Origin of the sequence: Pseudomonas sp. IT-P260 (assembly GCF_949768395.1) — a bacterium.
Taxonomy (GTDB): domain Bacteria; phylum Pseudomonadota; class Gammaproteobacteria; order Pseudomonadales; family Pseudomonadaceae; genus Aquipseudomonas; species Aquipseudomonas parakoreensis.
The window spans coordinates 21,202-42,992 of record NZ_CATKPO010000039.1; the positions used below are offsets into that span (position 1 = coordinate 21,202).

The following is a 21,791-nucleotide window of genomic DNA, read 5'->3' on the forward strand; positions in this document are numbered from 1 at the left end:
ATACCGAAAAAATCTTACTCTTAACAAATCACTTTAACTTCCGAGCGCAGCTTTCAGTGCTGCATCAAGTTATTAGTCAAAAGTATCCGCCAAATTGTCGTTGCCCCTCCTTTTAAGCTCCTAAATCTCCGTTCTGTAAGGGTTTTCCTTTAATCCGCGCCTTGACGGTGTGGTGGGCGCATTCCTATAGTGTGCGCAAGTGGCGGAAAGTGGCATGAAGTGGGTTTTTTGAGCTCAAAACGATAAAAATTGGAGAAACGCTGACGTGTTTCGCGGAGCTAACGCTATCAGTCTCGATGCAAAGGGCCGTCTCGCCATGCCGAGCCGGTACCGTGACGAGCTCGTTTCGCGTAGTTCCGGCCAGTTGATCGTGACCATTGATGCCGTTGATCCGTGCCTGTGTGTCTACCCGCTCGACGAGTGGGAAATCATTGAAACCAAGTTGCGTGCACTCCCTTCGCTTCGCGAAGAGAACCGTCGCCTGCAGCGTTTATTGATTGGTAATGCCGTCGACCTCGAACTCGACGGCAGTGGTCGTTTTCTGGTTCCACCGCGTCTGCGCGAATACGCAAAGCTTGATAAGAAAGCGATGCTGGTGGGCCAACTGAACAAGTTCCAATTGTGGGACGAGGATGCATGGAACGCGGTGTCTGCCGCCGACCTTGCTGCTATTCAACAACCGGGCGCCATGCCTGACGAACTGCGTGATTTGATCCTGTGACTATTGATAGCGGCTTTAACCACATCACCGTACTGCTTGACGAAGCCGTCGAGGCTCTCGCCGTACGTCCTGATGGCTGCTATCTGGACGGTACGTTCGGGCGCGGCGGGCACAGTCGGCTGATCCTCAGCCAGCTCGGGCCGGACGGCCGGCTGATCGGATTCGACAAGGATCCTCAAGCGATTGCCACCGGGCAAACGCTAGCGGCCGAAGACGGCCGCTTTGTCGTTGTGCAGCGCAGCTTTGCCGAACTGGGTTCGGTGGTTGCCGAACAAGGGCTGAGCGGCAAGGTCAGCGGCATCCTGCTCGATCTCGGCGTGTCGTCGCCGCAACTGGATGACGCCGAGCGCGGCTTCAGTTTCCTCAACGACGGCCCGCTGGACATGCGTATGGATCCGTCCCGTGGCATCAGCGCCGCCGAATTCGTCAACACCGCGTCGGTGGAAGAAATCGCCCGGGTGTTCAAGGAATACGGCGAAGAACGTTTCTCCGGGCGCATGGCCCGTGCGGTGGCCGAGCGTCGCGACATCAAACCGTTCGAGCGCACCGCCGATCTGGCCGAAGTTCTGAAAGTCGCCAACCCGGCGTGGGAGAAGGGCAAGAACCCGGCGACCCGTGCGTTCCAGGGTTTGCGTATTCACGTCAACAACGAACTGGGCGATCTGGAAGCCGGCCTCGAAGCCGCACTGGATGCTCTGGAAGTCGGTGGCCGTCTGGTGGTCATCAGCTTCCACTCGCTGGAAGACCGCATCGTCAAACTGTTCATGCGCAAACTGGTGAAAGGCGAAGCCGACAACCTGCCGCGCAACCTGCCCGTGCGCCACGTGGCGTTCGAACCAAAAATCAAAATCCATGGCAAAGCGCAGACGGCCTCCGACGCCGAACTCAAAGCCAACCCACGTTCCCGTAGCGCTGTCATGCGTGTCGCGGAGAAGTTGCGGTGAGCAAGCTTTTCGCCAAGCCCCTGCCGGGCGGCAGCTTTATCATGCTGCTGCTGTTTGTCGGCGTGCTCGTGTCGGCCATCGGCGTGTCTTACAGCGCGCACTGGAACCGGCAGTTGCTTAACACCCTTTACAACGAACTCAGCGTGCGCGACAAGGCGCAGGCCGAGTGGGGGCGTCTGATTCTCGAGCAAAGCACCTGGACAGCGCACAGCCGCATCGAAGTGCTGGCCACTGAACAATTGAAAATGCACATTCCGGGCGCGGCTGACGTGAAGATGGTGGCGCCATGATGAAACTCGAAGGCGCACTCTTCCCGTGGCGCTTCCGCCTGATGGTCGCTCTGCTCGGCGTGATGGTCGCGGCGATCTGCTGGCGCATCATCGACCTGCAAGTGGTTGACCGTGACTTCCTCAAGGGGCAGGGCGACGCGCGCAGTCTCCGTCACATCCCGATTCCTGCTCACCGTGGTCTGATCACCGACCGTAATGGCGAGCCGTTGGCCGTGAGTACCCCGGTGACGACGCTGTGGGCCAACGCCAAGGAAATGCAGACGGCCAAAGAGAAGTGGCCGGCACTGGCCGCGGCGCTGGGGCAGGATCCGAAAGCCCTGGCCGAACGTCTCGAAGCTCAGGCCAACAAAGAATTCATTTACCTGGTGCGCGGGCTGACCCCCGAGCAGGGCCAGGCTGTGCTCGACCTGAAAGTGCCGGGCGTTTACGGCATCGAAGAATTCCGCCGCTTCTACCCGGCCGGTGAAGTCACCGCGCACATGGTCGGATTTACCGACATTGACGATCACGGGCGTGAAGGCGTCGAGCTGGCCTACGACGAGTGGCTGGCCGGGGTGCCGGGCAAGCGGCAGGTCATCAAGGATCGGCGCGGTCGGCTGATCAAGGATGTCCAGGTCACCAAGAACGCCAAGGCCGGCAAGCCCTTGGCGTTGTCGATTGACCTGCGTCTGCAATACCTGGCGAACCGCGAGCTGCGCAACGCGATCATCGAGAACGGCGCCAAGGCTGGCAGCCTGGTGATCATGGACGTGAAGACCGGCGAGATTCTCGCCATGGTCAACCAGCCAACCTATAACCCGAACAACCGTCGCAACCTGCAGCCGGCGATGATGCGTAACCGCGCGATGATCGACGTGTTCGAGCCGGGTTCGACCATGAAAGCGATCTCGATGAGTGCCGCGATCGAATCCGGGCGCTGGAAACCGACCGACACCGTCGAGGTGTATCCGGGCTCGCTGCAGATCGGCAAGTACACGATCAAGGACGTGTCGAAGACCGAAGGTCCGGTACTCGACATGACCGGCATCCTGATCAATTCCAGTAACGTCGGCATGAGTAAGGTCGCGTTCGATATCGGCGGGGAAACCATTTACCGTCTCGCACAGAAAGTCGGACTCGGCCAGGACACCGGCCTGGGCTTTCCGGGCGAGCGCGTCGGCAACCTGCCGAACTACCGCGACTGGCGCAAAGCCGAAACCGCGACACTGTCTTATGGCTACGGTATTTCCGTGACCGCGATCCAGCTGGTGCACGCATTCTCGGCGCTGGCCAACAACGGTCGTCTCGCACCGCTGACGCTGATCAAAACCGACAAGCCGCCGCAGACCACACAGGTATTGCCGGAAGCAGTCGCGAAAACCATGCAAGGCATGCTGCAGCAAGTGATCGAAGCACCGCGCGGCGTGTTCCGTGCGCAGGTGCCGGCGTATCACGTGGCCGGCAAGTCGGGTACTGCACGTAAAACGTCGGTGGGCACCAAGGGCTACGCCGAAAACTCCTACCGCTCGCTGTTCGCCGGTTTCGGCCCGATGAGCGATCCGCGTTACGCCATCGTGGTGGTGATCGATGAACCGTCCAAGGCCGGTTACTTCGGTGGTCTGGTGTCGGCGCCGGTGTTCAGCCGTGTGATGTCCGGCACCCTGCGTCTGATGAATGTGACCCCGGACAACCTGCCGACCACCCAACAGGCCAACGCCACCCCGGTCGTTCCGCTGAAAGCCAATGGAGGGCGCGGCTGATGTCTCTGAGTCTGAACAAGATATTCCCCCACGCCGGCCACGATCTGCTGATCCGTGAGTTGGCGCTGGACAGCCGCAACGTGCGCGCGGGCGACCTGTTCCTCGCCGTGCCCGGTGGCAAGTTCGATGGCCGTGCGCACATCGCCGATGCCTTGCAGCGCGGCGCGGCGGCAGTTGCTTACGAAGTGGAAGGCGCCACCGTGCTGCCGATCACCGAAGTGCCGTTGATTCCGGTCAAAGGCCTGGCGGCGCAGTTGTCCGACATCGCCGGGCGCTTTTATGGCGAGCCGAGCCATCACTTGAACCTGATCGGTGTTACCGGCACCAATGGCAAAACCAGCGTGACCCAACTGGTCGCGCAAGCACTCGATCTGCTTGGTCAGCATTGCGGCATCGTCGGTACGCTGGGTTCCGGCTTCCATGGCGCGCTGGAAAGTGGCCTGCACACCACGCCGAATCCGATCGCCATGCAAGCCACTCTGGCCGACCTGAAAAAGGCCGGGGCCAAAGCCGTGGCCATGGAAGTGTCGTCCCACGGTCTGGATCAGGGCCGGGTCAGCGCGTTGGCGTTCGACGTCGCGGTGATGACCAACCTGTCCCGCGACCATCTGGATTATCACGGCACCATGCAGGCTTACGCCGAGGCCAAGGCCAAGCTGTTCGCCTGGAATGACCTGAAGTGCCGCGTGGTCAACCTCGACGACGATTTCGGTCGGCAGTTGGCCGGCGAAAAACGCGAGTCGCGTTTGATCAGTTACAGCCTGCTCGACAGCAGCGCCTATTTGTATGTCCGCGAAGCGCAGTTCGATGACCACGGCGTACGCGCCACGCTGGTCACGCCGCAGGGCGAACACCACCTGCGCAGCACGCTGCTCGGTCGTTTCAACCTGAGCAATGTGCTGGCGGCGGTCGGCGCTTTGCTCGGTCTGGATTATGCGCTCGACGAAATCCTCAAGGTGTTGCCGAAACTTGAAGGCCCGGCCGGGCGCATGCAGCGTCTGGGTGGCGGCACTCAGCCACTGGTGGTGGTCGATTACGCGCACACCCCGGATGCCCTGGAAAAAGTTTTGACCGCGCTGCGTCCACACGTCAAAGGCCAGTTGCTGTGCCTGTTCGGCTGTGGCGGTGATCGTGATCGCGGCAAGCGTCCGCTGATGGCCGAAGTGGTCGAGCGTCTGGCCGATCGCGTACTGGTCACCGATGACAACCCGCGCACGGAAGACCCGGTGCAGATTTTCGATGACATCCGCGCCGGTTTCACTGCTGTGGATAAAGTCACCTTCGTCGCCGGCCGTGGTCAGGCGATTGCCCAGCTGATCGCTGCTGCATCGGCCGATGACGTGATCGTTCTGGCAGGCAAGGGCCACGAGGACTATCAGGAAATCAACGGCGAGCGGCACGCTTTCTCCGATCTGGTCGAGGCCGATCATGCCCTCACTGCGTGGGAGGTGGCCCATGCTTAAGGCCCTGACATTGAGCGAACTGACCAACGTGCTCGACGCCCGTCTGATCAGCAGCGACGCCAGTTTCGATGGCGTCAGCATCGACAGCCGTGCGATCACCGCTGGCCAACTGTTTATTGCCCTGACTGGCCCGCGCTTTGACGGTCACGATTACCTGAACGATGTCGCCGGCAAAGGCGCGGTCGCGGCACTGGTCGAGCGTGAAGTCGCTGACAGCACCCTGCCGCAACTGCTGGTCAAGGACACCCGTCAGGCCCTCGGCCAGTTGGGTGCGCTGAACCGTGCCGCGTTCACACAACCGGTCGCGGCCATTACCGGCTCCAGCGGCAAGACCACGGTCAAGGAAATGCTCGCGAGCATCCTGCGTACCCGCGGTCCGGTGCTGGCGACTCGCGGCAATCTGAACAACGATCTCGGCGCACCGCTGACCCTGCTCGAACTGGCGCCGGAACACACTGCCGCCGTGATCGAACTGGGCGCCTCGCGTCTGGGCGAAATCGCCTACACCGTCGGGCTGACCAAGCCGCACGTGGCGATCCTCAACAACGCTGGCACTGCCCACGTTGGCGAGTTCGGCGGGCCGGAAAAAATCGTCGAGGCCAAAGGCGAGATTATCGACGGGCTGGCGACGGATGGCGTCGCCGTGCTCAACCTCGACGACAAGGCCTTCGGAATCTGGAAGCTCCGCGCCGGCGCACGCAAGGTGCTGACCTTCTCCTTGAGCAATCCGCAGGCAGATTTCTACGCCAGCGACCTGAGCACCGATGCCCGGGGTTGCCCGGCCTTCAACCTGCATACACCTGAAGGTGTGGAGCACGTTCAACTGAACCTGCTCGGCACCCATAACGTCGCCAACGCCATGGCTGCCGCCGCTGCCGCTCACGCCTTGGGCGTGTCGCTGTTCGGCATTGCCACCGGGCTTGGCGCGGTACAACCGGTCAAGGGCCGCACCGTCGCGCAACTGGCGAAGAACGGCATGCGCGTGATCGATGACACTTACAACGCAAACCCCACCTCCATGTGCGCTGCCGTTGATATACTCGCCGGCTTTTCCGGCCGCACCGTCCTGGTGCTCGGAGATATCGGCGAGTTGGGCGACTGGGCGGAGCAGGGGCACCGCGACGTGGGCGAATACGCCCGGGGCAAGGTTTCCGCGCTTTACGCGGTCGGGCCGAACATGGTCCACGCCGTGAACGCATTCGGCCAAGAGGCGCATCACTTCGGCACGCAAGCCGAACTGATCCAGGCCCTCGACGCCGAGCAGGACACAAACACCACCATTTTGATCAAGGGTTCGCGCAGTGCAGCGATGGAAAACATCGTTGCGGCTCTGTGCGGGTCCAGTCTGGAGAAACATTAATGCTGCTGCTGCTAGCGGAGTATCTGCAACAGTTCTACAAAGGCTTCGCGGTCTTCCAGTACCTGACCCTGCGCGGGATCCTCGGTGTGCTGACCGCGCTGGTTTTGTCGCTGTGCTATGGCCCGTGGATGATCCGCACCCTGCAGAACCGTCAGATCGGCCAGTCCGTTCGCAACGACGGCCCGCAATCGCACCTGTCCAAGTCGGGTACGCCGACCATGGGCGGCGCGCTGATTCTGTCTTCCATCGGTGTCAGCACCCTGTTGTGGGCTGACCTGAGCAACCGCTACGTCTGGGTCGTGCTGTTGGTGACCCTGCTGTTCGGTGCCATCGGCTGGGTCGATGACTACCGCAAAGTGATCGAGAAGAACTCCCGTGGCTTGCCAAGCCGCTGGAAATATTTCTGGCAGTCGGTCTTTGGCCTGGGCGCAGCGATCTTCCTTTATATGACCGCCACCACGCCTGTGGAGACCACGCTGATCCTGCCGATGCTCAAGGACTACAGCATTCCGCTGGGCGCCGGTTTCATCGTGCTCACCTACTTCGTGATCGTCGGTTCGAGCAACGCGGTCAACCTGACCGACGGCCTCGACGGGCTGGCGATCATGCCAACCGTGATGGTCGGCGGAGGCCTGGGCATCTTCTGCTACCTGTCGGGTAACGTGAAATTCGCCGAGTATCTGCTGATTCCTTACGTGCCGGGCGCGGGCGAACTGATCGTGTTCTGCGGCGCACTGATCGGTGCCGGTCTGGGCTTCCTCTGGTTCAACACCTACCCGGCGCAAGTGTTCATGGGCGACGTCGGTGCTCTGGCACTCGGCGCGGCACTGGGCACCATCGCAGTAATCGTCCGTCAGGAAATCGTCCTGTTCATCATGGGCGGCGTGTTCGTGATGGAAACCCTGTCGGTGGTTATCCAGGTTGCCTCTTTCAAGCTGACCGGGCGCCGTGTGTTCCGCATGGCACCGATTCACCACCACTTTGAACTCAAGGGCTGGCCCGAGCCACGCGTGATCGTCCGTTTCTGGATCATCACCGTGATTCTGGTGCTGATCGGCCTTGCCACCCTGAAGCTGAGGTAGAACGAGTGTCTCTGATCGCTTCTGACCACTTCCGCATCGTTGTCGGCCTCGGCAAGAGCGGCATGTCCCTGGTTCGCTTCCTGGCGAACCGGGGCGTGTCGTTTGCCGTTGCCGACACGCGGGACAATCCACCGGAACTGGCCACGCTCAAGCGTGACTATCCGCACGTGGAAGTGCGTTGTGGCGAGCTGGACGTCGAATTCCTGTGCCGCGCCGACGAGCTCTACGTGAGTCCCGGTCTGGCGCTGGCGACCCCGGCCCTGCAAGCCGCTGCCGCCCGTGGCGTGAAAATGTCCGGCGATATCGAGCTGTTCGCGCGTAACGCGCGGGCGCCGATCGTGGCCATCACCGGTTCCAACGCGAAAAGCACCGTCACCACCCTGGTCGGCGAGATGGCGGCTGCGGCCGGCAAGCGCGTCGCGGTGGGTGGCAACCTCGGCACGCCGGCGCTGGACCTGCTCAGCGACGACGTCGAGCTGTACGTGATGGAGCTGTCGAGTTTTCAGCTGGAAACCACCGACCAGCTCAACGCTGAAGTGGCTACCGTGTTGAACATCAGCGAAGACCACATGGACCGCTACAGCGGCCTGCCGGCCTATCACCTGGCCAAGCACCGGATCTTCCGTGGCGCGAAGCAGTTCGTGGTCAACCGTCAGGACGCGCTCAGCCGTCCGCTGATCGGCGAGAGCCAGCCGTGCTGGACCTTCGGCCTGAACAAACCGGATTTCAAGGCCTTCGGCCTGCGCGAAGAAGACGGCGAGAAATACCTGGCCTTCGAATTCCAGAACCTGATGCCGGTGCGCGAACTGAAAGTGCGTGGCGCGCATAACCAGGCCAATGCCCTCGCGGCACTGGCACTGGGGCATGCGGTCGGCCTGCCGTTCGACGCCATGCTTGATGCCCTGCGTAACTTCACCGGCCTCGAACACCGCTGCCAGTGGGTGCGTGATCTCGACGGCGTCGGTTACTACAACGATTCCAAAGCCACCAACGTCGGTGCGGCGCTCGCGGCCATCGAAGGCCTGGGTGCGGATATCGATGGCAAGGTCGTGCTGATCGCCGGTGGCGACGGCAAAGGCGCCGAGTTCAACGATTTGCGCGATCCGGTGGCGGCCAACTGCCGCGCCGTGATCCTGATGGGCCGCGACTCCGACAAGATCGGCGCAGCCATCGGTGACGCCGTGCCGCTGATTCGCGCCACTTCGCTGGTCGACGCCGTTGCGCAATGCCGCGCGGTCGCCCAACCGGGTGACGTGGTGCTGCTGTCGCCGGCCTGCGCCAGTTTCGACATGTTCAAGAATTACGAAGACCGTGGTCACCAGTTCGTCCGCGCCGTGGAGGATCTGGCATGAGCCTGCGCAATATCATCAAGCCTTACCCGTCTCCGATCATTACCGGCCGTGGCATCGACCTCGATTTCCCGATGCTCGCCGGCTGCCTGGCGCTGCTGGGCCTGGGCCTGATCATGATCGCCTCGGCCTCCACCGAAGTGGCGGCGGCGCAGTCGGGCAGCGCGCTGTACTACATGATTCGCCACCTGATCTATGTGGCGCTGGGCCTGGGTGCCTGCATCATCACCATGATGATTCCGATCGCCACCTGGCAGCGTCTGGGCTGGATGATGCTGATCGGTGCATTCGGTCTGCTGGTGATGGTGATCGTCCCCGGGATCGGCCGTGAAGTGAACGGTTCGATGCGCTGGATCGGTTTCAGCTTCTTCAACGTACAGCCGTCGGAGATCGCCAAAGTCTTCGTGGTGATCTACCTCGCCGGTTATCTGGTGCGTCGGCAGAAAGAAGTGCGCGAGAGCTGGATGGGCTTCTTCAAGCCCTTCATCGTGCTGCTGCCGATGGCGGGCCTGTTGCTGATGGAGCCGGACTTCGGTGCCACCGTGGTAATGATGGGGGCTGCGGCGGCGATGCTGTTCCTCGGCGGAGTCGGGCTGTTCCGCTTCTCGCTGATGGTGGTTCTCGCAGTCGGGGCCGTGGTCTTGCTGATTCAGATGCAGCCCTACCGGATGGCGCGTCTGACTAACTTCGCCGACCCGTGGGCCGACCAGTTCGGCGCCGGTTATCAGTTGTCGCAGGCGTTGATTGCCTTCGGTCGCGGTGAGTGGCTGGGCGTTGGCCTGGGCAACAGCGTGCAGAAACAGTTCTATCTGCCTGAAGCGCACACCGACTTCGTGTTCTCGGTGCTGGCCGAAGAGCTCGGCGCCGTCGGTTCGCTGTGCACCGTGGCGCTGTTCGTGTTCGTGTGTATTCGCGGCATGTACATCGGTCTGTGGGCCGAGAAGGCCAAGCAGTTCTTCGCCGCGTATGTGGCCTACGGTCTGTCGTTCCTGTGGATCGGTCAGTTCCTGATCAACATCGGGGTGAACGTCGGCCTGTTGCCGACCAAGGGCCTGACCCTGCCGTTTCTCAGTTATGGCGGCAGTTCCCTGGTGATCTGCTGCGCCTGCCTTGGTCTGTTGCTGAGGATCGAGTGGGAGAGTCGGACCCACCTGGGCAGTGAAGAGATGGAATTCCATGAGAGCGACTTCGCCGAGGAGCCGAACCATGGGCGCTAACGTATTGATCATGGCCGGCGGCACCGGCGGCCACGTGTTCCCGGCGCTGTCCTGTGCTCGCGAATTCCAGGCACGCGGTTACACCGTGCACTGGCTCGGCACGCCACGCGGGATCGAAAACGATCTGGTACCGGCTGCAGGTCTTGAACTGCACCGCATCAATGCCACGGGTTTGCGTGGCAAGGGCAAGCTGTCGCTGCTCAAGGCGCCGTTCATGTTGCTCAAGTCGGTGTGGCAGGCGCGGGCGGTGATTCGCAAGCTGCGTCCAGTCTGCGTGGTCGGCTTCGGTGGTTATGTGACCGGGCCTGGCGGGATTGCCGCGAAACTGGCCGGTGTGCCGGTGATCGTTCACGAACAGAACGCCGTGGCCGGCACCGCCAATCGGTTGCTGGTGCCGTTCGCCGCCCGGGTGTGTGAAGCGTTCCCCGACACCTTTACTCTGTCGGACAGCCGCCGTACCACCGGAAACCCGGTGCGCAGCGAGCTGTTCCTCGAAACATCGCGACCGGCTCTGGCCGGGCGCAAAGCGCGTTTGCTGATCCTCGGCGGAAGCCTGGGCGCAGAACCGTTGAACAAGTTGCTGCCTGAAGCCCTGGCGCAAGTCCCCGCCGATTTGCGTCCGGACGTGTTTCATCAGGCTGGCAAAAACCACGATGAAGTGACTGCTGAGCGCTACCGCGCCGCCGGCGTGGATGCGCAGGTGCAGCCGTTCATCAAAGACATGGCCCAGGCCTATGGCTGGGCTGACCTGGTGGTGTGCCGCGCTGGCGCGCTGACCATCAGTGAGCTGGCCGCCGTTGGTCTGCCCTCGATGCTGGTGCCTTTGCCCCACGCGATCGACGATCACCAGACCCGCAACGCCGATTATTTGGCCCGTGAAGGCGCTGCCTTCGTGATGCCGCAAAGAACGACTGGTGCCGCGGACCTTGCCGCGCGCCTGACAGAGGTCTTGATGCAACCGCAACGACTCGAAGAAATGGCCCAAGCGGCCCGCCGTCTGGCCAAACCCGATGCCACCCGCAGCGTGGTCGATACCTGCCTGGAGGTGGCCCATGGTTGAGAATCAGAAAGCCATGCCACAACCGGAAATGCGCCGTATCCGTCGCATCCACTTCGTCGGTATCGGCGGCGTGGGCATGTGCGGCATCGCTGAAGTGTTGTTGAACCTGGGCTATGAAGTGTCCGGTTCCGACCTGAAAGCGTCGCCGGTGACCGAGCGTCTGGAATCGTTCGGGGCGCACATCTATATCGGCCACCGTGCCGAGAACGCTGCGACCGCCGATGTGCTGGTGGTTTCCAGCGCTGTGAACACCTCCAACCCGGAAGTGGCGACCGCCCTTGAGCGTCGTATCCCGGTGGTACCGCGTGCCGAGATGCTCGCCGAGCTGATGCGCTATCGCCACGGCATTGCCGTCGCCGGCACCCACGGCAAAACCACCACCACCAGCCTGATCGCTTCGGTGTTCGCCGCTGGTGGTCTGGACCCGACCTTCGTCATCGGTGGCCGTCTGAATGCCGCGGGCACCAATGCCCAGCTCGGCACCAGCCGCTATCTGATCGCCGAAGCCGACGAAAGCGATGCGAGCTTCCTGCACCTGCAACCGCTGGTGGCGGTGGTGACCAACATCGACGCCGACCACATGGCGACCTACGACGGTGACTTCAACAAGCTGAAGAAAACCTTCGTCGAGTTCCTGCACAACCTGCCGTTCTACGGTCTGGCCGTGATGTGCCTGGACGATCCGGTGGTGCGTGAAATCCTGCCGCTGGTCAAGCGTCCGACCGTGACCTACGGCTTCAGCGAAGACGCCGACGTGCGCGCGATCAATGTGCGTCAGCAGGGCATGCAGACCTTCTTCACCGTGCTGCGCCCGGATCGCGAGCCGCTGGACGTGTCCGTGAACATGCCGGGCAACCACAACGTGCTCAACTCGCTGGCGACCATCTGCATCGCCACCGACGAAGGCGTCAGTGATGAAGCCATCGTTCAGGGCCTGTCCGGGTTCCAGGGCGTTGGCCGACGCTTCCAGGTCTACGGCGAACTGCCGGTGGACGGCGGCAACGTGATGCTGGTCGACGACTATGGTCACCACCCGACCGAAGTCGCGGCGGTGATCAAAGCCGTGCGCGGTGGCTGGCCGGAGCGCCGTCTGGTGATGGTCTACCAGCCGCATCGTTACAGCCGCACCCGCGACCTGTACGACGATTTCGTCAATGTACTGGCCGATGCCAACGTGCTGTTGCTGATGGAAGTCTATCCGGCCGGCGAAGAGCCGATCCCGGGCGCGGACAGCCGCAAGTTGTGCAACAGCATCCGTCAGCGTGGTCAGCTCGACCCGATCTACATCGAGCGCGGTGTCGACCTCGCGCCGCTGGTCAAGCCGCTGCTGCGTGCCGGCGACATCCTGCTGTGCCAGGGCGCCGGGGATATCGGCGGTCTCGCGCCGAAGCTGTTGAAAAGTGAATTGTTCGCCGGCGCCGTGGCGGCGTCGGTCGAGGGGAAGTTGAAATGACTGCTGCCTACGCCAACCTGTTCTCCACCATCGCGCCGAAAGACTTCGGCCGGGTCGCCGTGCTGTTCGGTGGCATGAGTGCCGAGCGTGAGGTTTCGCTGAAGTCCGGTAACGCTGTGCTCGACGCGCTGCAAAGCGCGGGTGTGGACGCGTTCGGGATCGACGTCGGCGAGGATTTTCTGCAGCGTCTGCTGAGCGAAAAGATCGACCGTGCGTTCATCATTCTCCACGGCCGTGGCGGTGAAGACGGCTCCATGCAGGGCCTGCTCGAATGCGCCGGCATTCCCTACACCGGCAGCGGCATCCTCGCCTCGGCACTGGCGATGGACAAACTGCGCACCAAGCAGGTCTGGCACAGCCTCGGGATTCCGACGCCGCGTCACGCCGTGCTGTGCAGCGAAGCCGATTGTATTTCCGCGGCGACGGAACTGGGCTTCCCTTTGATCGTCAAACCGGCGCATGAAGGTTCAAGTATCGGGATGGCCAAAGTGAGTTCTGCGTCCGAGTTGATCGACGCATGGAAAGCGGCCAGTACCTACGATTCGCAAGTCTTGGTTGAACAATGGATTCAAGGTCCGGAGTTCACCATCGCCACCCTGCGTGACCAGGTGTTGCCTCCTATCGCCCTGGGTACACCGCACACGTTCTACGACTACGACGCCAAGTACATCGCCAACGATACCCAGTACCGCATTCCGTGCGGGCTGGATGCCGCCAAGGAGCAGGAACTCATGGATCTCACGGCCAAGGCCTGTGAGGCGCTGGGTATTGCCGGTTGGGGCAGGGCGGACGTGATGCAGGACGCCGACGGGCAGTTCTGGTTCCTGGAAGTGAACACCGCACCGGGCATGACCGATCACAGTCTGGTGCCGATGGCGGCCCGTGCTGCCGGTCTGGACTTCCAGCAACTGGTTCTGGCCATTCTGGCCGCCAGTGTTGAAGGCTCCGGTCATACAGAGGCGCGAGGTTAAGACCATGCAAGGCGCTCAGCTCAGACATCAGCCACCCGCACCCGGCCGCAAGCCGGTGCCGCGGGGTGCCAGCCGAATGGTGGCCAAAGAGCCGATGTCTGCGCGCCTGCCGAAAGCCAATTTCGGCTTTCTGAAAAGCCTGTTCTGGCCAGTGCTCCTGGTGGCGCTCGGGTTCGGTACCTACGAAGGCGCGCAGCGTTTGCTGCCGTATGCCGACCGGCCGATCACCAAGATCGCCGTGCAGGGCGACCTGAGCTACATCAGCCAGCAAGCGGTGCAGCAGCGAATCGCCCCGTACGTGGCGTCGAGCTTCTTCACCATTGATCTGGCCGGCATGCGCACCGAGCTTGAACAGATGCCCTGGATCGCCCACGCCGAAGTACGCCGGGTGTGGCCGGACCAGGTGGTGATCCGCCTCGAAGAGCAACTGCCAGTGGCCCGTTGGGGCGACGAGTCGCTGCTCAACAACCAGGGCCAGGCGTTCACGCCCAAGGAACTGGCGAACTACGAACACCTGCCACAGCTGTTCGGCCCACAACGGGCCCAGCAGCAAGTGATGCAGCAGTATCAGGTGCTGAGCCAGATGCTCCGGCCGCTGGGTTTCTCGATCGCGCGCCTGGAACTGCGTGAACGTGGCAGCTGGTTCCTGACCACCGGTGCCGGTAGCTCCGGCCCCGGCATCGAGCTGCTGCTGGGACGCGGCAACCTGGTGGAAAAGATGCGCCGCTTCATCGCCATCTATGACAAGACGCTTAAAGACCAGATTACGAACATTGCGCGCATCGATCTGCGCTACGCCAACGGCCTCGCTGTTGGCTGGCGGGAACCAGTAGCGCCGACGACAGCCCAACCGGCTGTCGCAAAGAATTAAGAAGAGGCAGGACCCATGGCAAACGTGCAAAGCGGCAAAATGATCGTCGGTCTGGATATCGGCACCTCCAAGGTGGTGGCGCTGGTAGGCGAGGTCGCGGACGACGGCACGCTGGAAATCGTCGGTATCGGTACTCACCCGTCCCGCGGCCTGAAGAAGGGCGTGGTGGTGAACATCGAGTCCACCGTGCAATCGATCCAGCGCGCGATCGAAGAAGCCCAACTGATGGCGGGCTGCCGCATTCACTCGGCGTTCGTCGGCGTGGCCGGCAATCACATCCGCAGCCTGAACTCCCACGGCATCGTGGCGATTCGTGACCGCGAAGTGAGCTCGGCTGACCTGGAGCGTGTACTTGACGCTGCCCAGGCCGTGGCGATCCCGGCTGACCAGCGCGTGCTGCACACCCTGCCGCAGGATTACGTGATTGATAACCAGGAAGGCGTCCGCGAGCCTCTGGGCATGTCCGGCGTGCGTCTGGAAGCCAAGGTTCACGTGGTCACCTGCGCCGTCAACGCTGCACAGAACATTGAAAAGTGCGTGCGTCGCTGCGGTCTGGAAATCGACGACATCATTCTCGAACAACTGGCCTCGGCTTATTCGGTACTGACCGACGACGAAAAAGAGCTGGGCGTGTGCCTGGTCGACATCGGCGGCGGCACCACCGACATCGCGATCTTCACCGAAGGCGCGATCCGCCACACCGCGGTGATCCCGATTGCCGGTGATCAGGTGACCAACGACATCGCCATGGCGTTGCGCACCCCGACCCAGTACGCCGAAGAGATCAAGATCCGCTACGCCTGTGCGCTGGCCAAACTGGCCGGTGCCGGCGAAACCATCAAGGTGCCGAGCGTTGGCGACCGTCCACCGCGCGAACTGTCGCGTCAGGCCCTGGCCGAGGTGGTCGAGCCGCGTTACGACGAACTGTTCACCCTGATCCAGGCCGAACTGCGTCGCAGCGGCTACGAAGACCTGATCCCGGCGGGCATCGTCCTGACCGGCGGTACCTCGAAGATGGAAGGCGCCACCGAGCTGGCCGAGGAAATCTTCCACATGCCGGTGCGCCTGGGTGTGCCGCACGGCGTGAAGGGTCTGGATGACGTGGTGCGCAACCCGATTTATTCCACTGGCGTTGGCTTGCTGATGTACGGCCTGCAGAAGCAGTCCGACGGGATCTCGTTCTCGGGCATCGGCAGCCGCGACAGCTACAGCAACGATGAGCCACAGGCGCCGTTGCTGGACCGATTGAAGAAGTGGGTTCAAGGCAACTTCTAACGCTTTACCGCAACACCGCTACAAAAATGCAGTAGGCGAAAAAACTAGAGAATGTAAGGAGAGGGAAAATGTTCGAACTCGTAGACAACATCCCCGCAAGCCCGGTAATCAAAGTTATCGGTGTTGGCGGTGGCGGCGGCAACGCTGTCAACCACATGGTCAAGAGCAACATCGAAGGCGTTGAATTCATCTGCGCCAACACTGATGCTCAAGCGCTGAAAAACATCGGCGCGCGCACCATTCTGCAACTGGGCACCGGTGTGACCAAAGGCCTGGGCGCCGGCGCCAACCCGGAAGTCGGCCGTCAGGCTGCGCTGGAAGATCGCGAGCGCATCGCTGAAGTGCTGGCCGGCACCAACATGGTGTTCATCACCACTGGCATGGGCGGCGGTACCGGTACCGGTGCTGCGCCGATCATCGCCGAAGTGGCCAAGGAAATGGGCATCCTGACTGTTGCGGTCGTGACCCGTCCGTTCCCGTTCGAAGGCCGCAAGCGTATGCAGATTGCCGACGAAGGCATCCGCATGCTCTCCGAAAGCGTCGACTCGTTGATCACCATTCCGAACGAGAAGCTGCTGACCATCCTCGGTAAAGACGCAAGCCTCTTGTCGGCGTTCGCCAAGGCTGACGACGTACTGGCCGGTGCCGTGCGCGGTATTTCCGACATCATCAAGCGTCCGGGCATGATCAACGTCGACTTCGCCGACGTGCGTACCGTGATGAGCGAAATGGGCATGGCGATGATGGGCACTGGCTGCGCCAGCGGTCCGAACCGTGCACGTGAAGCGACCGAAGCGGCCATCCGCAACCCGCTGCTGGAAGACGTGAACCTGCAAGGTGCACGCGGCATCCTGGTGAACATCACCGCCGGTCCTGACCTGTCCCTGGGTGAGTACTCCGACGTGGGTAGCATCATCGAAGCCTTCGCTTCGGAGCACGCGATGGTCAAGGTCGGTACCGTGATCGATCCGGACATGCGCGACGAACTGCACGTCACCGTGGTTGCCACCGGTCTGGGCGCGAAAATCGAGAAGCCTGTGAAGGTCATCGACAACACCGTTCACACCTCCATGGCTGCCGCTCAGGTTCAACAACCGGCTCCTGCGCGTCAGGAAGCTCCGGCGGTGAACTACCGTGACCTGGACCGTCCGACCGTCATGCGCAACCAGGCTCAGGCCGGTGCTGCGACTGCCGCGAAGATGAACCCGCAGGACGATCTGGATTACCTGGACATCCCGGCATTCCTGCGTCGTCAGGCCGATTGATGGAATGTATCAGGGCTATGACGGTGATTGGTGTTCAGCAAAGGCTCGGTCTGCTATTATCGCCAGCCTTTGTTGATACCAGTTCGCAATTTGCGCTGAAGCGGCCCAAGCCATGATTAAACAACGCACACTGAAAAATATTATCCGTGCCACAGGTGTAGGCCTGCATTCCGGGGAGAAGGTCTACCTGACCCTCAAGCCTGCGCCTGTCGACACTGGCATTGTGTTTTGTCGCGCTGACCTCGACCCTGTGGTGCAGATTCCTGCCCGCGCGGAAAACGTCGGTGAAACCACTATGTCGACGACGCTGATCAATGGCGACGTCAAAGTGGACACGGTAGAGCACTTGCTCTCGGCCATGGCTGGCCTGGGCATCGATAACGCCTACGTCGAGCTCTCCGCGTCCGAAGTCCCGATCATGGATGGCAGCGCTGGACCGTTCGTATTCCTGATTCAATCGGCTGGCCTGGAAGAGCAGGACGCCGCCAAGAAATTCATCCGCATCCTGCGTGAAGTGACAGTGGAAGACGGCGACAAGCGCGCCACTTTCGTCCCTTTCGAAGGGTTCAAGGTGAGCTTCGAGATCGATTTCGATCACCCGGTATTCCGGGACCGCACCCAAAGTGCAAGCGTGGATTTTTCCAGCACTTCGTTCGTAAAAGAAGTCAGCCGCGCCCGTACTTTCGGTTTCATGAGTGACATCGAGTACCTGCGCAAGCACAACCTCGCACTCGGCGGCAGCGTTGAAAACGCGATCGTGGTGGATTCCGATGGTGTACTGAACGAAGACGGCCTTCGCTACGAAGACGAATTCGTGAAGCACAAGATCCTCGATGCGATTGGCGACCTGTACCTGCTGGGTAACAGCCTGATTGGTGAGTTCAAAGGCTTCAAGTCCGGTCACGCACTGAACAACCAGCTGCTGCGCAAGTTGATTGAGCAGACAGATGCGTGGGAAGTCGTGACGTTCGAAGACGCCAGCACTGCACCGATCTCTTACATGCGCCCGGTTGCGGCGGTGTAAGTAAAAAACCTCTCTAGTTTTTTGAAGGCCATCCTCGGATGGCCTTTTTTTATGCCCTTATTAAAAGCAAAAGATCACAGCCTTCGGCAGTTCCTACAGGGAAAGATATTCCAACTGTAGGAGCTGCCGAAGGCTGCGATCTTTTGATCTTACGAACTGACAACCCGATTGCGACCGCTCTCCTTGGCCTGATACAACGCCTTGTCCGCCGCAAACAGCAGTTGCTCCAGCGACATCTCGACTGCCGATGTCCAAGTGCTGATACCGATACTGACGGTCATTGCCACGTCCGCGCCCTCGACCCTCGGCATCTGCGCCACCGCCTGACGAATGTGTTCAGCAATCTGCCGGGCACCGCTGCTGTCGGTTTCGGCGAGGATTACCGAGAACTCTTCGCCGCCGTAACGGGCGACCAGATCGCCGGGGCGGCGCACGTTCGCCGTGATCACCTTGGCCAGTTCGCGCAGCGCCTGGTCACCGGCTTGATGCCCGTGACGGTCGTTGAACGCCTTGAAGTGGTCGGCATCGATCATCATCACCGACAGCGGCTTGCCCGAGCGCTGGGCGCGGAACCATTCGTGGCGCAGCGACTGATCGAGCATCCGCCGGTTGGCCACGCCGGTCAGCGCATCGGTGGCAGCCAGTTGCGCCAACTCGCGTTCGGCGCGCTGGCGCAAACGCAGCTCGCGGGCGAGCAGCCAGGTCAGCCACAGCAGACCGGCACACAGCACGCCGGTGGCGCCACTGATCAACAGTGCCGTGCGCCGCCAAGTGCCGAACACCTCATCGCTGGAGAGCGCGACCATCACCGTCAACGGCAGATTGCCGACCCGCGAATAGGTGTAAAGCCGTTGCTGGTGGTCCATGCTCGAAGTGCTGGTGAAACTGCCGCTGCCATCCTTGTCGCCGAGAATCCGGACCACGTTGGGTCGGTTGCCGAAGCTCTTGCCGATGGAGTCGCTTTGCAGATGCGGCTTCTGCGCCAGTAGCACACCGTCGCTGTTGATGATGTTCAGCGTGCTGTCTTTGCCGATGTCGAGGCTGTTGAACAACTGATCGAAGTAGTCGAGTTTCATCGACGCCACCGCCACGCCGGCGAATTCGCCGGTTTCCGAGGAGATCCGCCGACTGAAGCTGATGCGCCACTGATTGGCGTCGTCGCAATCGCAGCGGGTCTTGAACGGGCGACTGATGAACATGCCGGTATCGCGGTTGAAGGCATGGGCAAGGAAGTAATCGCGATCGGCGAAGTTGCCTGGTTTGGGTTCGATCCGCGATGAGTCGGCAACCACATCGCCATGCTTGTCCAGCAGGAGGATGTCGCCCTTGAAACGCGCGGTGGTCGAGCGGTCGAACAGCGCCAGATGGCGAATCTGCGGGGTGACGTCGCGCAAGTCATCGCGCTGGGCGGCGGCGATCAGGCCTTGCAGGGTCAAGTCGTACAACTCGACCGTGCGCAGGACGTCGGCGTCGATCAACTGGGCGATGGTGGTGGCGCTGCGGGTGGCCGATTCCTGAGCGTTGGCGTGCTCACGAATCAGCAAAAAAGTGACGATGCACAGAATCGCGATCACGGTCAGCGAACTGCCGCAGATCAGCAGCAATTCGGGGCGTCCGGTCTTGCCCGCCAGAGGTGGGGTACGGCTCGCGATCATGATGGGCTGTCGGTTGGGGTGAGACTTATAAGAGTAGTTGCACAAACACTGCTGCTGAAGCCAGAAATCTATCCCGGTGTGGGAGCGAGCCTGCTCGCGAAAGCGCTGTGTCATTCAACCTGGATGTCGAATGGTAGACCGCTTTCGCGAGCAGGCTCGCTCCCACAGGGTGCATCACCGAATTAAAGACGGTGTTATGGCGCCGATCTTAGAAGACGTTGATCGGGTAGTCGACAATCACGCGGTATTCATCGGTGTCGGTGTCGATCGCGCCGTAGCCGTTGCCGCCACGGTTGGTTGCCCATTGCAGGCGCACCGCGAGATCTTTCGCCTGGCCGCTCTGCACCACGTATTTCAGATCAAGGTCGCGCTCCCAGTGCTTGGCGTTGCGACCGTCGGCGCTGTACCACGAGGCATAGCCCTTGCTGTCCGGATCGACCTTGGTCAGGTCCACGGTGCCACGCGAATAGGAAACCGCCGACGTCAGACCCGGCAGACCGAGACCGGCGAAGTCGTAGGCGTACTTGAGCTTCCACGAGCGTTCGTTCGGGCCGTTGAAGTCCGAGTACTGTTGCGAGTTATCGAGGTAAACGCTGTCGCCCTGGCTGATGTAGTCGAACGGCGTGTTGCCGTTCACGCGCTGGTACGCAGCGGTGACGCTGTGGTTGCCGATGCCGACGGTGAAATGCAGGCTGTAGGTGTTGTTGTCGATGTTACCCAGCAGCGCGTCGCCGGTGTCTTGCGTGTGATAGAAGTGCAGGCCCGGGTTGAGGCTGACCAGATCGTTCAACTGCCAGGTGTAGTCCAGGTCGTAGTAGTACTGGTTCCAGATGTCCTTCAGCTCGGCGGCGTAGAGATTGCTGGTCAGGCCCTCGACGCCGCTCCAGGACACGCCGGCCCAGTTCAGGTGGCGGCTTTCGTCGCCCTCGGCGAGTTTGCCGTACGAGGTGCCGATGCGCTGGCGACCGCTCTGGTTGTACGGCTTGGTGAAACTGGCCTGGCCACCTTCGAACATCCAGCCGTCGAAGCTGTGGTTGGTCAGGCTGACGCCACGAAAGGTCTGCGGCAACATGCGCGATTCACCGCCGGCAATCACCGGGTTGGTGAGTAACAGGTCACCGGCCTTCAACTCGGTATCGAACGCGCGCATTTTCAACATGCCACCTGCGGTCGAGAACGAGCCCGGCGCTTTGCCATTGCCATCGCTGATCGGCAGGATGCTCGAGCCATCGGTACCGCCACCGCCGTCGAGCTTCAGCCCGAGCATGGCGTGGGCATCAATGCCGAAGCCGACCGTGCCTTCGGTGTAACCCGACTGGAAGATCCCGAGAAAACCCTGACCCCACTCGATGTTATCGTCCGTCTGCTGCAGGCGGTTGCGATTCATGTAGTAGTTGCGAGCGTTGAGGTTGAGGCTCGAGCCGTCGACGAAACCTTCCCTGGCGGCTTCGTCGGCATGGGCGGCGGGGGCAATCGTTGCGGCAATTGCAATGAACAGCGGGGTGAAACTGACTGGGTAACGCACTTGCGATGGAGCTCCTTGGGTCAACTGACACTTCAATGTCTTGAGGTGCGGGATATTTCTTGTTGTTACAGACGAACCAAACGGCTTTCAGACCACAACGAAAAAAGGCCGCTGAAAGGCAGCGGCCTGGAAGGACGACGGTTGAACGGGAAGAGCCAAACAACCGCGTCGAGGGAAATGTTTCGCGGTGCGCGACTCAGCTGTCTTTCTCGGCCGCTTGAGCCTGGGAAGTGGCGGCCTGTGGGGCTTGCGAGGCGTCTTGCGACTTGGCCATCACTTCTGCCCGGGACTGTTCGAACGCGTGAGCGCGAGCAGCATTCTGCGCGACGAACGCCTGCGATTCTTCAGCCATCGCCATTGGCGACAGGATCAATGAGGACAAAACGAAAGCGCTGGCAATACCCATACTGTTGGACATCTTGAAAACCTTCTTGCTTGGCAAGTGCTGTTTGGTGCGGGCAAAGATAAGGTTGCCGAGCGTTGGGAAACAGCGTGATTTTCATAAATGACTGTTGCGCAGGAGGTAA

General features: G+C 61.4%; 19 protein-coding genes. 16 read left to right on the forward strand and 3 right to left on the reverse strand.

Going from position 1 to position 21,791, the window contains the following annotated elements; all coding sequences use genetic code 11:
* Nucleotides 1-265 precede the first annotated feature (265 nt).
* From mraZ to lpxC, 16 genes are all read left to right on the forward strand, one after another.
* On the forward strand, nt 266-721 hold the full coding sequence (gene mraZ, locus ACM6HV_RS16610) for a division/cell wall cluster transcriptional repressor MraZ (RefSeq protein WP_003228026.1): 456 nt from the start codon (nt 266-268) through the stop codon (nt 719-721).
* The gene (gene rsmH, locus ACM6HV_RS16615; protein WP_414904780.1) at nt 718-1,665 is read left to right on the forward strand and encodes a 16S rRNA (cytosine(1402)-N(4))-methyltransferase RsmH; all 948 of its coding nucleotides are present in this window, start codon (nt 718-720) and stop codon (nt 1,663-1,665) included. Before mraZ ends, rsmH begins: the two co-directional genes overlap by 4 nt.
* Nucleotides 1,662-1,955: a cell division protein FtsL gene (gene ftsL / locus ACM6HV_RS16620; RefSeq protein WP_041073157.1), complete on the forward strand. Its 294-nt coding sequence runs from the start codon at nt 1,662-1,664 to the stop codon at nt 1,953-1,955. The genes rsmH and ftsL overlap by 4 nt, the downstream gene beginning before the upstream one ends.
* Nucleotides 1,955-3,694 (forward strand): peptidoglycan D,D-transpeptidase FtsI family protein, encoded by a 1,740-nt coding sequence (locus ACM6HV_RS16625; protein WP_174376919.1) that lies wholly within the window; start codon nt 1,955-1,957, stop codon nt 3,692-3,694. The genes ftsL and ACM6HV_RS16625 overlap by 1 nt, the downstream gene beginning before the upstream one ends.
* A complete protein-coding gene (locus ACM6HV_RS16630; RefSeq protein ID WP_414904781.1) occupies nt 3,694-5,157 on the forward strand; it encodes a UDP-N-acetylmuramoyl-L-alanyl-D-glutamate--2,6-diaminopimelate ligase in 1,464 nt (487 codons plus the stop codon). The genes ACM6HV_RS16625 and ACM6HV_RS16630 overlap by 1 nt, the downstream gene beginning before the upstream one ends.
* A complete protein-coding gene (locus tag ACM6HV_RS16635; RefSeq protein WP_414904782.1) occupies nt 5,150-6,517 on the forward strand; it encodes a UDP-N-acetylmuramoyl-tripeptide--D-alanyl-D-alanine ligase in 1,368 nt (455 codons plus the stop codon). The genes ACM6HV_RS16630 and ACM6HV_RS16635 overlap by 8 nt, the downstream gene beginning before the upstream one ends.
* Nucleotides 6,517-7,599, forward strand: coding sequence for a phospho-N-acetylmuramoyl-pentapeptide-transferase (mraY, locus tag ACM6HV_RS16640; RefSeq protein WP_025109289.1), 1,083 nt, complete (start codon nt 6,517-6,519; stop codon nt 7,597-7,599). Before ACM6HV_RS16635 ends, mraY begins: the two co-directional genes overlap by 1 nt.
* 5 nt (nt 7,600-7,604) lie before the next feature.
* Nucleotides 7,605-8,951, forward strand: coding sequence for a UDP-N-acetylmuramoyl-L-alanine--D-glutamate ligase (gene murD, locus ACM6HV_RS16645; RefSeq protein ID WP_414904783.1), 1,347 nt, complete (start codon nt 7,605-7,607; stop codon nt 8,949-8,951).
* Nucleotides 8,948-10,165, forward strand: a complete 1,218-nt coding sequence (gene ftsW / locus ACM6HV_RS16650) for a putative lipid II flippase FtsW (protein WP_003228018.1) — start codon at nt 8,948-8,950, stop codon at nt 10,163-10,165. Before murD ends, ftsW begins: the two co-directional genes overlap by 4 nt.
* Nucleotides 10,155-11,225 carry an undecaprenyldiphospho-muramoylpentapeptide beta-N-acetylglucosaminyltransferase gene (gene murG / locus ACM6HV_RS16655; RefSeq protein WP_047296414.1) on the forward strand — a complete coding sequence of 357 codons (1,071 nt, stop codon included), beginning with the start codon at nt 10,155-10,157 and terminating at the stop codon, nt 11,223-11,225. The genes ftsW and murG overlap by 11 nt, the downstream gene beginning before the upstream one ends.
* The gene (murC, locus tag ACM6HV_RS16660) at nt 11,218-12,678 is read left to right on the forward strand and encodes a UDP-N-acetylmuramate--L-alanine ligase (protein WP_007961634.1); all 1,461 of its coding nucleotides are present in this window, start codon (nt 11,218-11,220) and stop codon (nt 12,676-12,678) included. Before murG ends, murC begins: the two co-directional genes overlap by 8 nt.
* Entirely contained in the window at nt 12,675-13,649 is a 975-nt protein-coding gene (locus ACM6HV_RS16665) for a D-alanine--D-alanine ligase (protein ID WP_041073145.1), read from the forward strand. The genes murC and ACM6HV_RS16665 overlap by 4 nt, the downstream gene beginning before the upstream one ends.
* Nucleotides 13,650-13,653: 4 nt before the next feature.
* Complete coding sequence (locus tag ACM6HV_RS16670; RefSeq protein ID WP_041073143.1) at nt 13,654-14,520, forward strand: cell division protein FtsQ/DivIB; 867 nt, start codon at nt 13,654-13,656, stop codon at nt 14,518-14,520.
* Nucleotides 14,521-14,535: 15 nt separating this feature from the next.
* On the forward strand, nt 14,536-15,795 hold the full coding sequence (gene ftsA, locus ACM6HV_RS16675) for a cell division protein FtsA (RefSeq protein WP_003228014.1): 1,260 nt from the start codon (nt 14,536-14,538) through the stop codon (nt 15,793-15,795).
* Nucleotides 15,796-15,863: 68 nt separating this feature from the next.
* Complete coding sequence (gene ftsZ, locus ACM6HV_RS16680; RefSeq protein ID WP_025109282.1) at nt 15,864-17,060, forward strand: cell division protein FtsZ; 1,197 nt, start codon at nt 15,864-15,866, stop codon at nt 17,058-17,060.
* Nucleotides 17,061-17,172: 112 nt separating this feature from the next.
* Nucleotides 17,173-18,084 (forward strand): UDP-3-O-acyl-N-acetylglucosamine deacetylase, encoded by a 912-nt coding sequence (gene lpxC / locus ACM6HV_RS16685; protein ID WP_007961638.1) that lies wholly within the window; start codon nt 17,173-17,175, stop codon nt 18,082-18,084.
* A gap of 149 nt (nt 18,085-18,233) precedes the next feature.
* Here the strand turns inward: lpxC and ACM6HV_RS16690 are convergent, their stop codons facing one another.
* The 3 genes from ACM6HV_RS16690 to ACM6HV_RS16700 form a co-directional block, all read right to left on the reverse strand.
* Nucleotides 18,234-19,739, reverse strand: coding sequence for a sensor domain-containing diguanylate cyclase (locus tag ACM6HV_RS16690; protein WP_414904784.1), 1,506 nt, complete (start codon nt 19,737-19,739; stop codon nt 18,234-18,236).
* Nucleotides 19,740-19,947: 208 nt separating this feature from the next.
* Nucleotides 19,948-21,264, reverse strand: a complete 1,317-nt coding sequence (locus ACM6HV_RS16695) for an OprD family porin (RefSeq protein ID WP_414904785.1) — start codon at nt 21,262-21,264, stop codon at nt 19,948-19,950.
* Nucleotides 21,265-21,460: 196 nt separating this feature from the next.
* Nucleotides 21,461-21,682, reverse strand: a complete 222-nt coding sequence (locus ACM6HV_RS16700; RefSeq protein WP_047296402.1) for a hypothetical protein — start codon at nt 21,680-21,682, stop codon at nt 21,461-21,463.
* Nucleotides 21,683-21,791: the final 109 nt, after the last annotated feature.

Excerpts from the sequence above, each read along its gene's own strand:
- ACM6HV_RS16690 (WP_414904784.1), bottom strand. The coding sequence starts at position 19,739 with ATGATCGCGAGCCGTACCCCACCTCTGGCGGGCAAGACCGGACGCCCC.
- lpxC (WP_007961638.1), top strand. The coding sequence starts at position 17,173 with ATGATTAAACAACGCACACTGAAAAATATTATCCGTGCCACAGGTGTA.
- ACM6HV_RS16700 (WP_047296402.1), bottom strand. The coding sequence starts at position 21,682 with ATGTCCAACAGTATGGGTATTGCCAGCGCTTTCGTTTTGTCCTCATTG.
- ACM6HV_RS16625 (WP_174376919.1), top strand. The coding sequence starts at position 1,955 with ATGAAACTCGAAGGCGCACTCTTCCCGTGGCGCTTCCGCCTGATGGTC.
- ftsW (WP_003228018.1), top strand. The coding sequence starts at position 8,948 with ATGAGCCTGCGCAATATCATCAAGCCTTACCCGTCTCCGATCATTACC.
- ACM6HV_RS16665 (WP_041073145.1), top strand. The coding sequence starts at position 12,675 with ATGACTGCTGCCTACGCCAACCTGTTCTCCACCATCGCGCCGAAAGAC.
- murC (WP_007961634.1), top strand. The coding sequence starts at position 11,218 with ATGGTTGAGAATCAGAAAGCCATGCCACAACCGGAAATGCGCCGTATC.
- ACM6HV_RS16670 (WP_041073143.1), top strand. The coding sequence starts at position 13,654 with ATGCAAGGCGCTCAGCTCAGACATCAGCCACCCGCACCCGGCCGCAAG.
- ftsA (WP_003228014.1), top strand. The coding sequence starts at position 14,536 with ATGGCAAACGTGCAAAGCGGCAAAATGATCGTCGGTCTGGATATCGGC.
- murG (WP_047296414.1), top strand. The coding sequence starts at position 10,155 with ATGGGCGCTAACGTATTGATCATGGCCGGCGGCACCGGCGGCCACGTG.
- ACM6HV_RS16635 (WP_414904782.1), top strand. The coding sequence starts at position 5,150 with ATGCTTAAGGCCCTGACATTGAGCGAACTGACCAACGTGCTCGACGCC.
- ftsZ (WP_025109282.1), top strand. The coding sequence starts at position 15,864 with ATGTTCGAACTCGTAGACAACATCCCCGCAAGCCCGGTAATCAAAGTT.
- ACM6HV_RS16630 (WP_414904781.1), top strand. The coding sequence starts at position 3,694 with ATGTCTCTGAGTCTGAACAAGATATTCCCCCACGCCGGCCACGATCTG.
- mraY (WP_025109289.1), top strand. The coding sequence starts at position 6,517 with ATGCTGCTGCTGCTAGCGGAGTATCTGCAACAGTTCTACAAAGGCTTC.